13 protein-coding genes are annotated in these 14506 nt (G+C 68.3%); 8 read left to right on the top strand and 5 right to left on the bottom strand.

Going from position 1 to position 14506, the window contains the following annotated elements; genetic code table 11:
- Nucleotides 1–117: 117 nt before the first annotated feature.
- Nucleotides 118–1926: a ComEC/Rec2 family competence protein gene (locus ACVWYS_RS08340; protein WP_456509586.1), complete on the top strand. Its 1809-nt coding sequence runs from the start codon at nucleotides 118–120 to the stop codon at nucleotides 1924–1926.
- The gene (gene holA, locus ACVWYS_RS08345; RefSeq protein WP_116767660.1) at nucleotides 1860–2876 is read left to right on the top strand and encodes a DNA polymerase III subunit delta; all 1017 of its coding nucleotides are present in this window, start codon (nucleotides 1860–1862) and stop codon (nucleotides 2874–2876) included. Before ACVWYS_RS08340 ends, holA begins: the two co-directional genes overlap by 67 nt.
- Nucleotides 2877–3018: 142 nt before the next feature.
- On the opposite strand, the gene rpsT is transcribed toward holA, so the two are convergent.
- Nucleotides 3019–3279: a 30S ribosomal protein S20 gene (rpsT, locus tag ACVWYS_RS08350; protein WP_091251700.1), complete on the bottom strand. Its 261-nt coding sequence runs from the start codon at nucleotides 3277–3279 to the stop codon at nucleotides 3019–3021.
- Nucleotides 3280–3482: 203 nt separating this feature from the next.
- On the bottom strand, nucleotides 3483–4097 hold the full coding sequence (locus ACVWYS_RS08355) for a type II toxin-antitoxin system PemK/MazF family toxin (RefSeq protein ID WP_456508986.1): 615 nt from the start codon (nucleotides 4095–4097) through the stop codon (nucleotides 3483–3485).
- Nucleotides 4098–4277: 180 nt separating this feature from the next.
- Between ACVWYS_RS08355 and lepA the strand changes: the two genes are divergently transcribed.
- Both lepA and hemW read left to right on the top strand, forming a co-directional pair.
- Complete coding sequence (gene lepA, locus ACVWYS_RS08360) at nucleotides 4278–6131, top strand: translation elongation factor 4 (protein WP_202615892.1); 1854 nt, start codon at nucleotides 4278–4280, stop codon at nucleotides 6129–6131.
- Nucleotides 6132–6176: 45 nt separating this feature from the next.
- Nucleotides 6177–7415 carry a radical SAM family heme chaperone HemW gene (gene hemW, locus ACVWYS_RS08365; RefSeq protein WP_344367436.1) on the top strand — a complete coding sequence of 413 codons (1239 nt, stop codon included), beginning with the start codon at nucleotides 6177–6179 and terminating at the stop codon, nucleotides 7413–7415.
- Between the two features lie 156 nt (nucleotides 7416–7571).
- Here hemW and ACVWYS_RS08370 read toward each other — a convergent pair whose 3' ends face one another.
- Together ACVWYS_RS08370 and ACVWYS_RS08375 are read right to left on the bottom strand one after the other, a co-directional pair.
- Entirely contained in the window at nucleotides 7572–7991 is a 420-nt protein-coding gene (locus ACVWYS_RS08370; RefSeq protein ID WP_091251696.1) for a DUF4870 domain-containing protein, read from the bottom strand.
- 144 nt (nucleotides 7992–8135) lie between these two features.
- Nucleotides 8136–8984 (bottom strand): DUF3097 domain-containing protein, encoded by an 849-nt coding sequence (locus tag ACVWYS_RS08375; RefSeq protein ID WP_116767668.1) that lies wholly within the window; start codon nucleotides 8982–8984, stop codon nucleotides 8136–8138.
- A 330-nt stretch (nucleotides 8985–9314) separates the two neighbouring features.
- On the opposite strand from ACVWYS_RS08375, the gene hrcA reads away from it, so the two are divergent.
- The 3 genes from hrcA (at nucleotide 9315) to ACVWYS_RS08390 (ending at nucleotide 12328) form a co-directional block, all read left to right on the top strand.
- Complete coding sequence (hrcA, locus tag ACVWYS_RS08380) at nucleotides 9315–10328, top strand: heat-inducible transcriptional repressor HrcA (RefSeq protein ID WP_116767670.1); 1014 nt, start codon at nucleotides 9315–9317, stop codon at nucleotides 10326–10328.
- A gap of 78 nt (nucleotides 10329–10406) precedes the next feature.
- The gene (gene dnaJ, locus ACVWYS_RS08385) at nucleotides 10407–11537 is read left to right on the top strand and encodes a molecular chaperone DnaJ (protein WP_456508987.1); all 1131 of its coding nucleotides are present in this window, start codon (nucleotides 10407–10409) and stop codon (nucleotides 11535–11537) included.
- Nucleotides 11538–11539: 2 nt separating this feature from the next.
- Nucleotides 11540–12328 (top strand): 16S rRNA (uracil(1498)-N(3))-methyltransferase, encoded by a 789-nt coding sequence (locus tag ACVWYS_RS08390; RefSeq protein WP_456508988.1) that lies wholly within the window; start codon nucleotides 11540–11542, stop codon nucleotides 12326–12328.
- 40 nt (nucleotides 12329–12368) lie between these two features.
- On the opposite strand, the gene ACVWYS_RS08395 is transcribed toward ACVWYS_RS08390, so the two are convergent.
- Nucleotides 12369–13319 (bottom strand): GerMN domain-containing protein, encoded by a 951-nt coding sequence (locus ACVWYS_RS08395; protein ID WP_116767742.1) that lies wholly within the window; start codon nucleotides 13317–13319, stop codon nucleotides 12369–12371.
- 570 nt (nucleotides 13320–13889) lie between these two features.
- On the opposite strand from ACVWYS_RS08395, the gene ACVWYS_RS08400 reads away from it, so the two are divergent.
- Nucleotides 13890–14405: a flavin reductase family protein gene (locus ACVWYS_RS08400; protein ID WP_456508989.1), complete on the top strand. Its 516-nt coding sequence runs from the start codon at nucleotides 13890–13892 to the stop codon at nucleotides 14403–14405.
- Nucleotides 14406–14506 lie beyond the last annotated feature (101 nt).

Raw genomic sequence — 14506 nt, forward strand, 5'->3', positions numbered from 1 at the left:
GTTCGAGGGCCCCGGACATCGCTGTTACGGCATCACCGGCTGCAGCCGGATGCCGGGCGCGGGCGCCCGGCGGAACGGCGCCCAAGGGAACGGCAACGGCGGGCGGATCTGCGCCTCGTGCCGCCGGCCCTTCTGGTGTGGGGGACCGCCGTCGCCGGCAACTGGTTGAATCCGGCGGAGCTGGCACTTCTCTGCGGCGGCATGGCGGCGGCCGGGGCAATGCTGCTGGTCGTGGCGGGTTGCTCCCACGTTGGTCACTCCCACGTTGGGCGGCGCACTGTGGGGCGTGCCGGGCCCGGCCGTGAGATCTTGCGGTATGACCCGCGTCATGGGCCGGCGGCCCCGCGCAGCTTCCGCGCCACCCTGGCCGCGGCCTTGTTGTTGTCCGTCGCGGCGGGCGCGCACGCCGCCGTCGAGTCATCCCGGCGGCATGACGGCGCGATTGCTGAGGCCGTGGATGCCCGGGCAGCCGTGGTCGCGGAAGTGGAGGTTGCCGGCGCGCCGCGGCGGCTCAGGACTCCCGGAGCGAGCGGCCTGGCAGACCGCTGGGCGGTCCCCGTGACGCTAAAGGTCGTGACCTTCGACGGCCGAAGGATCGCCGGTGACGCACGGTTCGTCGTCATGGGAGGAACGGCGTGGGAACACGCAGTTCCGGGCCAGCAGCTGCGCACCACCGGAAGAGTGCGCGCCGCTGCGCCGGGGGAGCCCGACGCGGGAATCCTTTCAGCCTCGTCCGCGCCCACGGTGCTGCGCGGCCCCGGGTTCTGGCAGCAAGCTCCCGGCGGGCTGCGCCGGAGTTTCACCGCCGCCGCTGCCCGGTTCGGGGGCGACGCCAGCGGGCTGCTGCCCGGGATGGTCACCGGCGACACCAGTGCCCTGAACGCGGAACTGGAAGACGCCATGAAGACAGTCGGGATGACGCACCTGACCGCCGTCAGCGGCGCGAACTGCAGCCTGATCCTGGGGACGCTGCTGCTCACGGCCCGCACGCTGCGTCTGCCACGCGTGGCCGCCGCAGCGGCCAGCCTCGCCGGGCTCGGGCTGTTCGTCCTCATGGTCGGGCCGGACCCCAGCGTGCTGCGGGCCGCGCTCATGGGCGGCATCGGTCTCGCATCAATAGCGTCTGGCCGGGCAGGGCGTGGACTCAGCCTCCTGTGCGTTGCCGTCATATGCCTGCTGCTGGTACAGCCGGTCCTGGCGACAAGCTTCGGCTTTGTGCTCTCGGTCCTGGCCACGCTGGGAATTGTGATTGCGGGACGCCGCATCATGGACTGGATTCCGGCGCCGGTGCCGCGCTGGGCCGCGGGCGGCGTGGCCGTACCGCTGTCCGCCCAACTCTTCTGCGGTCCCGTGATCGTCTTGCTGCAGCCGCAGTTCGGCGCCTACGCGTTGGCCGCCAACGTGGCTGCCGCAGCGCTCGTGGCGCCCGTAACGCTGCTCGGGACCGCAGCCGCGGTCCTTCTTCCCGTAGTCCCTGCCGCCGCCGAGCTCTTGATGGCCCCGGCTGCCGCCTTGGCCGGCGCAGTGGCGGGGATCGCGCGCTTCTTCGCGGCCCTCCCGGGCGCCACCCTGCCGTGGCCGGAGGGAGGCTTTGGTGCGGCCACCATGGGCATCTTTTCCGCGACTGTGCTCGGCATGGTGTGGCTGGCCCTGCATCCCGCCGCGGTGGTTCGGTCGTCGCTGGCGGCACACGCGTGGACCGTCGCCGTCCTGGCGGGCTGGCCGCCGGCGATGCGGGCCCCGGGGTCCGTCCGACGGTCCGGGCAGACCGCCCGGCAGAGCGAGGGGTACGGCTTGGAGCACCGGTCCGGGCGTGGGACGCTTAGAGTCTGCAAACCAACTTCCGGGAGGAATCACGAGTGGCTGCTGCCCAGACCCCACGGCCCAGGACCTCGGCGACGAAGAGCGCCACCTGGCGCGATGTGACACCTGCGGCTGTCGTCCTGGTGGGCGGGCCGGAGGATTACTTGGGCGCGCGTGCCATGGACCGTATTCGCGGGCAGGTCCGCGAGGCGGCACCCGACGTCGAGGTCACCCGGCTTAACGCCGCGAGCTACTCGGCCGGGTCGCTGGCCATGAACGTCAGCCCGTCACTCTTCGGCGAGCAGAAGCTTATCGAGATCGACGGACTCGAGGCGATGAACGATGCGTTCCTTGCCGATGCCCTGAAGTATGTGGCACAGCCGGAGCCGGATGCCGTCCTGGTGCTCCGTCATGGCGGGGGTGTCCGCGGCAAGAAGCTACTGGATACGATCAAGGCTGGGGGCTGGCCGGTCGTTGACTGCCAGCCCCTCAAGAAAGACGCCGAGAAGATCGCGTTTGTCACGACCGAGTTCAAGGCGGCCTCCCGGCGCATCGAACCCGACGCCGTGCACGCCCTCGTCAACGCGGTTGGCGCGCAGCTCGCGGAACTCGCGGCCGCCTGCAGCCAGCTGATCGCTGACGCCACCACGGCCGTGGATGCCGCCATGGTGGACAGATACTACGGGGGCCGGGTCGAAGCAACGGCCTTCAAGGTCGCCGATGCCGCGATGGCCGGGAACGGCCCTCTCGCCCTCTCCACGCTCCGCCACGCCCTGGACACCGGCGCGGACCCGGTACCGATCGTGGCGGCCCTGGCATCCAAACTGCGCTCCCTGGCAAAGGTGGCCGGCGCGCAGGGCTCGTCCTCGCAGATTGCCAAGCAGTTGGGGATGCAGCCGTGGCTCGTTGAACAGGCACAGCGGGAGGTCCGGCGCTGGACGCCCGAGGGGCTGGTCCGCTCCATCCAGGTCACTGCCGAGGCTGACGCGCAGGTCAAGGGACTGTCCCGCGATCCCGTCTACGCCGTGGAACACGCCGTCACGGTGATTGCGACGTCGGTCCGGAGGTCCTGACGCCCGGGTGCGCGCCGCCGGCACGACTGCGTGAAGCGAAGCGCTACTTGACGCGCATCTAACAACGCCGCGGCTTAACCGGATGTGGCCGGCACCCACAGGGTGCCGGCCACAATCATCAGTTCAGGTGAACTGGAAAACCTTAGAGTGCGTTGACCTTCTTGGAGATCGCGGACTTGCGGTTTGCAGCGTTGTTCTTGTGAAGAACGCCCTTGCTGACAGCCTTGTCCAGCTTACGGCTGGCAGTTACCAGAGCAGCAGACGCGGCATCCTTGTCGGTGGACTCAACGGCGGTGTTGACGGCGCGGATGGCAGTCTTCAGCTCGGACTTGACTGCGTTGTTGCGCAGGCGAGCCTTTTCGTTGGTCAGGATGCGCTTCTTCTGGGACTTGATATTAGCCACGTGTGAACTCTCTTTTTCAATGCGGAAAATGGTCTAGAGGGCTTTCAGATTGGCCATTGACTGAGCGGCGTGGGGATACCTATGGCGACCAACCATCTGTGGCCGTCGACCTGCACGGACACACAGCTGTAAATAATAGCAGAGATGCCGCTGCAGGCACGAGTGCGGCGGCGATCCGGCGGTGCGTCCCGGCGCCAGGCGGGTCAGCTCCAGCCGTAGCGCTTCCGCAGGGCCGAGGCGATGAGGTCGAAGCGGCCCGCGTCCAGGACCGCTCCTTCGCGCCGGATATCCTTCGAGTTGATCTGCAGAACCCGGTCCAGCTTCGCTTCGCTCGGCCGCCATTGGCGGTCCCAGGGTCCCGTGCCGATGTCCACGTAGTCGTCCGCGCGGCGGGCGTCGCCGTCGTGGTCCTTGCTCGTCAGCATCAGGCCCAGCAGGTAGCGGCCGGTGGTGCCGACCAGCAGCACCGGACGGTCCTTGCCCTGGGAGTGGTCCTCTTCATAGGGCACCCAGGTCCACACGATTTCGCCGGGCTCGGGCAGGCCGTTCGGTGCGGGGGCATAGCGGACCGTCGCGCGTCCCCGGAAATCGCCGGGGTAGGTCCCGGTCAGTCCGGCGGCAGGGGCGCCGCCCGTCCGGGTCGAAGCTCCCGTCCGGGACTGCGCCGGCCGCCGCTTCGCAGTCGGCTTCCCGGCCGGTTTGCGTGTCGGCTTTGCGGCGGGTCCGCGGGTGGTGCCCGGCGCGGAGCCGCCAAGTTTGTCTAAGAAGCGCAGTGCGTCGCGGACCGCGGTGCCGATCGAGCGTAAGTTCCAAGCCATGGGGAAACCATACCGGGAGGCTCTGGGCAGAGTCCGCAACGGAATGCAGGGATGCACTGCCACGGGCCCGGACGTGGGAGACTATTGGAACGACAAATGCGCCACGTCGCAGGATGGGGAACCAGCATCCGCGCCGACCCGTGGACAAGCCACCAGAAATGCCAACAGTAAGGACCCTGCGTGTCTCCCATGGCCCGCACCGCCCCGGTGCCCGCCGCAACAGATCCGGCCATCATCCGGAACTTCTGCATCATTGCGCACATTGACCACGGCAAGTCCACACTGGCCGACCGGATGCTCCAGTACACCGGCGTTGTCCAGTCCCGTGACATGAAGGCCCAGTACCTGGACCGCATGGACATTGAGCGCGAACGCGGCATCACCATCAAGTCCCAGGCAGTCCGCATGCCCTGGGAGCTCGACGGCGTCAGCTACGCGCTGAACATGATCGACACTCCCGGCCACGTGGACTTCACCTATGAGGTCTCGCGCTCACTCGCGGCCTGCGAAGGCGCGGTGCTGCTCGTGGACGCGGCCCAGGGCATCGAGGCGCAGACCCTCGCCAACCTCTACCTGGCGATGGAAAACAACCTCACGATCATTCCGGTCCTGAACAAGATCGATCTCCCGGCGGCCCAGCCGGAGAAGTACGCGGCCGAACTCGCCAACCTGATCGGCGGCGACCCCGACGACGTCCTTCGCGTCTCCGGCAAGACCGGCGCCGGCGTGGAAGTCCTGCTGGACAAAATCATTCGCGACCTTCCCGCCCCGGTCGGCGATCCGAACGCCCCGGCACGGGCCATGATCTTCGACTCGGTCTACGACACCTACCGCGGCGTCGTCACCTACGTCCGCGTGGTCGACGGCATGCTGCACCCGCGCGAACGCATCCAGATGATGTCCACCCGCGCCACCCACGAACTCCTGGAAATCGGCGTCAGCTCCCCGGAGCCCACACCGTCCAAGGGCCTCGGCGTCGGCGAAGTGGGTTACCTCATCACCGGCGTGAAGGACGTCCGCCAGTCCAAGGTGGGCGACACCGTCACCAACCTCGCCAAGCCGGCCAGCGAATCCCTGCCCGGCTACGCCGATGCCAAACCGATGGTCTTCTCCGGCCTGTATCCGCTGGACGGCACGGACTATCCGGTGCTCCGTGACGCGCTGGAGAAGCTGATGCTCAACGACGCCGCGCTCGTGTACGAGCCTGAAACGTCCGCCGCGCTGGGCTTCGGATTCCGCGTCGGCTTCCTGGGCCTGCTGCACCTGGAAATCACCCGCGAGCGGCTCGAGCGCGAGTACAACCTGGACCTGATCTCCACCGCCCCGAACGTGGAGTACGAGGTGACGCTGGAGGACAAGAAAGTCGTCCACGTCACCAATCCCAGCGAGTACCCCACCGGCAAGGTCGCTGAAGTCCGCGAACCGATGGTGGCTGCAACGATCCTGGCACCGAACGAGTTCGTCGGCGCCATCATGGAGCTGTGCCAGAGCAGGCGCGGCGTCATGGGCGGCATGGACTACCTTTCCGAGGACCGGGTGGAAATCCGTTACCGCCTGCCGCTGGCCGAAATCGTCTTCGATTTCTTCGACATCCTCAAGTCCAAGACCCGCGGCTACGGCTCGCTGGACTGGAAGGCCGACGGCGACCAGGTCGCAGACCTCGTCAAGGTGGACATCATGCTCCAGGGCGAGCAGGTGGACGCGTTCTCCGCGATCACGCACCGTGACAAGGCATACGCGTACGGCGTGATGATGACCGGCAAGCTGCGCGAACTCATCCCGCGGCAGCAGTTCGAGGTGCCCATCCAGGCCGCCATCGGCTCACGGATCATCGCCCGCGAAAGCATCCGCGCCATCCGCAAGGATGTGCTTGCCAAGTGCTACGGCGGTGACATCACCCGAAAGCGCAAACTGCTGGAGAAGCAGAAGGAAGGCAAGAAGCGCATGAAGATGGTGGGCCGTGTCGAGGTCCCGCAGGAAGCCTTCATCGCCGCCCTCACCACGGACGAGTCCAAGGACAAGGCCAAGAAGTAGCGGTGCTTGCCATGACTGTTGCTGCCGTGCCGGCAGGCCGGGCCTGTGCCTAGCGTCCTTCCCCTCGGCGACCCGGCGCCGTCGGACGGGCTCCTGCCCGCCCAGGCGGCCGACGGCGCTGCTCAGCGCGCCTTCGGGCTCTACGTGCACATCCCGTTCTGCGCGGTGCGCTGCGGGTACTGCGACTTCAACACCTACACCGCGACCGAGCTCGGCGGCGGGGCCTCCCAAGACGCCTACGCCGCCACCGCGATCGCCGAGGTGGACTTCGCCGCCCGCGTCCTGAACAATTCCGGCGTGCCCCAACGCCCGCTCAGCACCGTCTTCTTCGGCGGCGGCACGCCCACGCTCCTGCCGGCGGAGGACCTGGCGCGCATTCTCACGGCTGCGATCGGGGCCTGGGGCCTGCAGCCCGGCGCCGAAGTGACCACGGAAGCCAATCCGGATTCCGTCACCCCGGAATCCCTGCAGCTGCTGGCCGACGCCGGGTTCACCCGCGTCTCCTTCGGCATGCAGTCGGCCGTGCCGCACGTCCTGAAGGTCCTGGACCGCACCCACACGCCCAGCCGGGTGCCCGAGGTGGTGCAGTGGGCACGGCAGGCGGGGCTCGCGGTCAGCCTTGACCTGATCTACGGAACGCCGGGGGAATCCTTGGCTGACTGGCGCTACTCGCTCGAGACCGCCCTGTCCTACGGTCCCGACCACATCAGCGCCTACGCACTGATTGTGGAAGACGGCACCAAACTTGCGGCGCAGATCCGCCGCGGCGAGGTGCCGGAAATCGACGACGACGACCACGCCGCCAAATACGAACTCGCCGACGAACTGATTTCCGCGGCCGGGCTCGCCTGGTACGAGGTCAGCAACTGGTCCCGCACCCCCGAACAGGCCTGCCGGCACAACCTCGCCTACTGGCGGGGGGACGACTGGTGGGGCATCGGCCCCGGGGCGCACTCGCACGTCGGGGGCGTCCGCTGGTGGAACGTCAAACACCCCACCGCCTACGCCAACCGTCTCGGCACCGGCGCGTCGCCGGCCGCCGGGCGGGAAACGCTGGACACCGAGACCCGCAACGTGGAGCGGGTCATGCTCGAGGCCCGCTTGAACTCCGGGCTGGACATCCCGAGCCTCGGCGGCCTGGGGGACACCGGCAGGCACGCGGTCGCCGGGCTGATCGCCGACGGCTTGGTGGACCCCGCCGCCGCCTTCAAGGGGCGGCTGGTCCTCACGCTAAAGGGCCGGCTCCTGGCCGACGCCGTGGTCCGCAGGATCCTGCCGGACTAAGGCGCTGCCCCTCTGGCCGGGGAGCCCGGCCGCGCCCGGGCCGTGGATACACAAAGAGCCGGCCGCTGCCCCTTTGGGGGCAGCGGCCGGCTCATTCTGTTCGGGACCGGAGGTTTGGGGCCGGGCCGGCTTAACGCCGGGTTGCTTGATCCCGGTCTATTTGATCCAGCGCAGGTTGAACTCGTAGCGGTGCGGCTGGCCGCGGTTGACATGGATACCCGCCGCCACCGAGAAACAGGTCACGGCGATCCAGATCACCGTGGCGAGCACGGCAAAGAGGTTGCCCACCACGGGAATGAAGACCAGCAGATTGGCGAGCACGGCCGCGATGGTCGGCGGCAGGGTGAAGTTGAGGGCTTCCTTGGACTCCTGGGCCGTGAACGGGCCACGGTCCTTGAAGATCAAGTAGATCAGCAGCGACGGCACGCAGCCCAGGATGCCGCCGAAGTGCGCCAGCGTGGCCCACTGCCGGTCCTCGCCGGCCGTCAGCGGCAGCGCATTTGCCGGAACGCCATGGTACGGGGGCTGGCCATGGCCGGCCTGGTTGCCCGTGTGTTCGCGTGCGTTATCTGCCACGGTGAAGCCCTTCGGATTGCGGTGATGCGTTGCTGCCTGGGTTGTGCCTGGAATAGCCGGGACCGCGCTGGGAGCGCGGCCGCCGTTTCAAGAATACTTGCTTGGGCGCGTAAATGGAGATCACGGAGCGGCCGCCGCGGCGCGCTACGGCACGGTCAGGAAGTCAATGACCTCTTCGACGCGGCCCAGCAGGGACGCCTCCAGGTCGGCGTAGCTGCGGACCGCGCCGAGGAGCTTCTGCCAGCCGAGGCCGATGTCCTCCTTGGTGGAGTGGGGCCACCCGAACGCCGTCAGGATGCCGGTTTTCCAGTCCACGCCGCGGGGGATCACCGGCCACCGCTCAATCCCCAGGACCGCGGGCCGGATGGCCTGCCACACGTCCACGTAGGGGTGGCCCACAATCAGGACGTTGCCCGCGGCACCCGGCGAAGCCATGACGGCGTCGGCGATCCGCGACTCCTTGGAATCGGGCACCAGGTGGTCAACCAGCACGCCCAGCCGGCGCCCCGGACCCGGGCGGAACTCCGCCACCGCGGCCGCGAGGTCGTCAATGCCGTGCAGCGGCTCGACGACGATTCCCTCCACCCGGAGGTCATCGCCCCAGACCTTCTCCACGAGCTCGGCGTCGTGCTTGCCTTCCACCCAGATCCGGCTGGCCTTGGCCACCTGTGCGCGCTGTCCCGCCACCCGGACCGAGCCCGACGCCGTGCGGCCGGGACCGGCGGCCGGCGCCGCCTTCGGCGCCGGAGGCATCAGCCGGATCGGCTGCCCCTCCAAAAGGAAGCCAAAGCCGAGGCGGAAGGACCGGGACTTGCCCCGCCGGTCCTCCAGCGCCACCACGTGCATGCCGCCGGACTTCTCCACCCGGGTCACGGCGCCCACCCAGCCGGACTGGACCTCCTCGAGGACCATCCCGCGTTCCACCGGGACTTCCGGCAACTGCGTCTTGGCGGGGGCGGACAGGTCCTGGGGCCCCCAGTTCTGGTACGACATCTCTACACGCTTACTTTGCACTCGGAATGTACGGCGGTCGGTGGAACTCTCCGGGGCCCGAAGGGGCCCGAACCGGACCACAGGGGCGCGGCGACGGTAGCGGCTGCCGCGGTTCCCGCGCCGTCGTGACGGATCCCCGTGATCCCGCAGGCAACGCCCGGAGCGAATCCAATGCTAACAACGCGGCGACTCATATTAGACTGGTTAGCACTTAGGCATGTCGAGTGCTAACCCCTGTCCGGTCACGGACCGCCCCCGCACGACGCGGGGACGCGAACCGAACGGTCCTGGGGCGGCACCGGCTGCGGGACCGTCGATTGGAGGTGGAGCGTGAGCGAACCACGCAAACTTGAAGTGCTGCGCGCCATCGTGGAGGACTACGTCCATTCCCGCGAGCCAGTCGGGTCCAAGGCGCTGGTTGAACGGCACCATCTTGGTGTCTCCAGTGCCACGATCCGCAATGACATGGCCGCACTGGAAGACGAAGGCCTCATCACGGCACCGCACACGAGTGCCGGCCGGATTCCGACGGACAAGGGCTACCGGCTCTTCGTCGACCAGATCTCGGCCGTCAAGCCGTTGTCTCCGGCCGAGCGCCGGGCCATCCAGGCGCTGCTGGAAGGATCAGAAGACCTCGACGACGTCCTCGACCGCACCGTGCGGCTCCTGTCCCAGCTGACCAACCAGGTCGCCGTCGTGCAGTACCCGCTGCTCAGCCGCGCCCGTGTGCGGCACATCGAATTCGTGCTGCTGGCGCCCCGGAAGGTCCTGGCGGTCCTGATCGCGGACACCGGAAAGGTGGAGCAGCGCGTGATCGACGTCGGCCAGGAGATTGCCGACGACGCACTGGCGGAGTTGCGCACCCGTTTCCTGGCCAGCCTCTCCGGAACCCCGCTGAGCCTGATGCCGCAACTGCTGCCCGCCGTCGTGGCGAGCGGCCCGCCGGCGCGCCGCGGCGCAGCCCAGGCCCTGGCCCGCGGCCTCGAGGCCCTGGCCACGAGCAGCCGCGAGGAGCGCATGGTCATGGCCGGCACCGCCAACCTGGCCCGCTCCAACGTGGACTTCCCGCTCAGCATCGGCCCCGTGCTGGAGGCCCTCGAGGAGCAGGTGGTCATGTTGCGCCTGCTCAGCGAAATGGCCGAAGACCCGCGCGGTGTCACGGTCAGCATCGGACGGGAGAACCCCTACGACGGCCTCGCCGAGGCCTCGGTGGTGGCCACCGCCTACGGGCCGGACGCCACGGCCAAGGTCGGAGTCCTCGGGCCCACCCGGATGGACTATCCCACCACCATGGCCGCCGTCCGCGCGGTGGCCCGCTACCTTTCGAGGATCCTTGGGCCCTGACCGGCCCGGGACCGAACGCTACTTTTTGCCCGACAGGCAGTGCCCCACAGGCAGAACAACAAGGAAGAGATACACACTTTGAGCAGCCACTATGACGTTCTTGGAGTCTCCCGCGACGCAACGGGGGAGGAAATCAAGAAGGCCTACCGGAAACTGGCCCGGACCCTTCACCCTGACGTGAACCCGGGGGAGGACGCCTCGGACCGGTTCAAGGCGGTCACCCACGCCTACGAGGTCCTTTCCGATCCGCAGAAGCGCCGGGTCTATGACACCACCGGCAATGAGAACGGCACCGACAACGGCTTCGGCGGCGGCAGCTACTCCGGCCAGGGCTTCGCCTTCCAGGACATCTTCGAGACCTTCTTCGGCGCCGGCGGCGGCCAGGGCGGCCCGGCGTCCCGGATCCGCCGCGGCCAGGACGCGCTGATCAGCGTACGGATCGACCTCCGCGACGCTGTGTTCGGCGTCAACAAGAAGCTCGAAGTGGACACGGCCGTCATCTGCCCCACCTGCGAGGGCTCCTGCTGCCGCGAGGGCAGCCACCCGGTCCGCTGCGACATCTGTGGCGGCAGCGGCCAGGTCCAGCGTGCCGTGCGGTCCATCCTCGGCCAGGTCATGACGTCGGCTCCCTGCGGCTCCTGCGAGGGCTTCGGCACCGTCATCAAGGACCCCTGCAACGAGTGCAGCGGCCAGGGCCGGATCCGCAGCCGCCGTTCCCTGACCGTCAAGGTCCCGGCCGGCGTTGCCACCGGCACCCGTATCCAGCTGTCCGGGCAGGGCGAGGCGGGCCCCGCCGGCGGCCCGGCCGGTGACCTGTACGTGGAGATCCGGGTCAACAATGACCCTACCTACGTCCGCGACGGCGACGACCTCCACGCCAGCCTCAACATCCCCATGACGGCTGCCGCGCTCGGCACCGAAATCACCCTGGAGACCTTCGACGGCGAGCAGGAGATCGACGTCAAGGCCGGCACCCAGTCGGGCGAGGTCATCACCCTGCGCGGCCTCGGTGTGACGCACCTGCGCGGCCACGGCCGCGGCGACCTGAAGGTGCACCTGCAGGTTGAAACGCCGGTCAAGCTCGATCACGCCCAGGAAGAACTCCTCCGCCAACTGGCCAAGCACCGCGGCGAACACTTCACCGCGGGAAAGCTTGCCGCCAGCGGCGGCGTCTTCGCCAAACTGCGGGATCGGCTCGGTAACCTGTAGCGGTGAGTAACCCGGTCTTCTTCACCGCCCCAGGCGCCCTGGACCAGCAGGTCCCCGGCTCGGACTTCGTCCTCGAAGGCGCCGAAGCCCGCCACGCCATCACCGTCAAGCGGCTCGCCGTCGGGGAGGCCGTGGATATCGCCGACGGCGCCGGCAAGCGCCTGACCGGCACCGTCGCCGCCGTCGCTCCGGGCGAACTGACCGTCGAGTGCCTGGACCTCCTGGCGGAGCCGCAACCCGCGATCCGGCTGGTTCTGGTCCAGGCCCTCGCCAAGGGCGACCGCGACGAACTCGCGGCCGAAACCGCCACCGAACTGGGCATCGACGCCGTCATTCCCTGGCAGGCCGAGCGGTCCATCGTGCGGTGGAAGGCCGAACGTGCCGCGAAGGCGCATGCAAAGTGGCAGTCGGTGGTGACCGCGGCCGCCAAGCAGGCCCGCCGGGCCTGGATCCCGGAAGTCCGGGCCGCCGTCGACGGTGCCGGGCTGCAGGCGGCCGTGGCAGCCGCGGACCTCGCGGTCATCCTGCACGAAGACGCCGTCCGCCCCCTGCGGCAAGTGCTTGAGGCCTGGCTGGACAGTGCTGCTGAGGGCGAGGCGGCGCCCGGCAGCGACGGGCCCCGTGAAGTACTGCTGATCGTGGGCCCGGAAGGCGGCATCAGCCCGCGGGAGGTCACCCGGCTGTGCGACGCAGGAGCGGTGACAGCCCTGCTGGGCCACCATGTGCTGCGCTCGTCCACGGCAGGACCCGCCGCCACCGTGCTGGCCAGCGACATCCTCGGACGCTGGTAGCCGGCAGCATGACTATTTGCCCGTTACTATTTGCCCGTGACTAGTTGACCGTGAAGCCGCGGGTGTCGGTGAACACTTCCCTGGAGCTGTCCGCCGGGTCCACCTGGGACACGCGGACTTCATAGCGTCCCGGGCCGAGGTTCACGGACAGGGTGAACAGCCCGGACTGCGCGGAATCGGCCGAAGCCGTCGCGTTGCCATTGAGATAGGCGGATTTGGCGTTATCGCCGTCCACCTTGAGGATCTCCCAGCGAAGCTTCCCGCCTTGAACGGTGCTCCGGCCGCTGATCTTGACGGACCCGTCAGCGACGGACATGCCTTCCTGCGGATCAATGATCCACACGGGGGCAACCATCCCGGCACTGCGCGACGTCGGAGCGCCGAGCCGGACGTGGTTGAAGGCGACATAGTCCGTATGCCCGTCGACGAGGACTACCACCTGGACCTGCTGTCCGGAATCGATAAGGCCCGCGCTGGCGGCAGCTGCCGTCGCGGTGTAGACGAGCTGCTGGATGGCGCGCTCGGCCATGGCCGCGTCCACGTTGCTGTTGAAAGCATCCGCCGAGACATCCACCGTGATCACGTTCTTGCCGGAAATCGACGTCGACAGCTTCTTCGGATTCTGCCACGGCGTGAAGAAGTCCGGGTCGAGCGGCTTCTGGGACATCATTACCCGCAGGGCGCGCGTGACCGGGTTGTCCTGATCCGGGACGTCACGGAACTCGCGGTACAGGAACGCGTTGTCGTTGCTCCGCCCGATCCAGTACACCGGGGCCTTGTTGGAGGTCTGCGCGGTCTCCAGCGGAGCGCTGGTGGTGGGGGCGCCCGACGCCGCGTCCGGAATTAGCTCCGATGGGCTGCTGGAATTGGTGATGCCGCCCTGAGGAGTCGCCACGCAGCCGGACAGAAGGAGAGCGGCGGGCAGCACGAGCACCAGCGCGACGCGACGGACACGTCCCGCTGCTGACTGTTGACCCTCACGCTGCCTGATGCTGCTGTCCCTTCGTGTGCCACGCCGCGCCGGGCGGGAATGATCCGTTTTGTCGGCGGCATGGACCGCCGGTGGCTGCCTGTCCTTGGCCTGCCGGGCGCCCGGCCCGGAGCCCTGGAGGACAGCCGAATTCCAGCATGGCACACGGGCCCGGGGCGAAAGCCCGGTTTGGGGGCGCCCGGCGGAACTGCAACGGGAACGATATGAGGCCGATGCGAAGTTGATACATAATGTCGGGAACCATGTCCCGCCGGGCAGCGGCTGCCACGAGAGGTCCGGCCTCGGTGGCGTTGCACTTCAGCAGTGAAGGGACTGCCTCAGCCTATTCCGGTGTTCCGGAATTCGGGCAGCACGTCGGCGTTTCCGGGATAGACCCACCGGGACGATTCCCGGGCGCCCTTCACGAATATTGAGCATGTGAATACCGTATGCCGGCGCTGCGACAGATTCTTTACGTCATGCTTCCGTCCGTGACGCGTTGCGTCGCAGCGCGACTGTGCGTTTCTGCCGGGGTTGGGAAGCGGCGTCCGGGGTGGTTGATTGAGGGCACAGACTTCGAAAGGACCCGCCATGACGGAACATTCTGACCTCAGCCCACGCCGGCTCCGGACCATCCTGGGCCACTTCGCCACCGGCCTGGCCGTGATCACCGCGGCAACGAAGGACGGTCCCGCCGGCTTTACGTGCCAGTCCTTTTCCTCTCTGTCGCTGGAACCTGCCCTCGTGTCCTTCAGTCCTGCGCGGACCTCAAGCACCTGGCCTCTGCTGCGCGAGGCGGGCCGGTTCACCGTGAACATCCTCCCGGCCGAACATCAGCACCTGGCGGCGCAGTTCGCCCGTTCCGGGGCGGACAAATTCGCCGGCGTTTACCACTCGCCGTCGCCGCTGGGGAACCCTGTCCTCGACCACGCGCTGGCCTGGGTGGACTGCGAACTGCGCCAGGAGTACGACGGCGGGGACCACACGATTGTTGTCGCCGCGGTCCGTGCACTGAGCGCCCGCGCCGACGCCGAGCCGCTGCTCTTCTACCGGGGCAGCTATGTTGGCGTCCGATCCCGGGCAGGGGTGCTGGAGAGCGTGGGATGACCATGCTGAGGTCGCCATCGCGCCGCGGGGGTCGCCGCGGAACCCCACTGCCGGACACTTTCGACGCGCGGGGTTTCCCTGAAGACTGGGGCTCCATAAAA

This window comes from Arthrobacter sp. TE12231, from assembly GCF_054062895.1.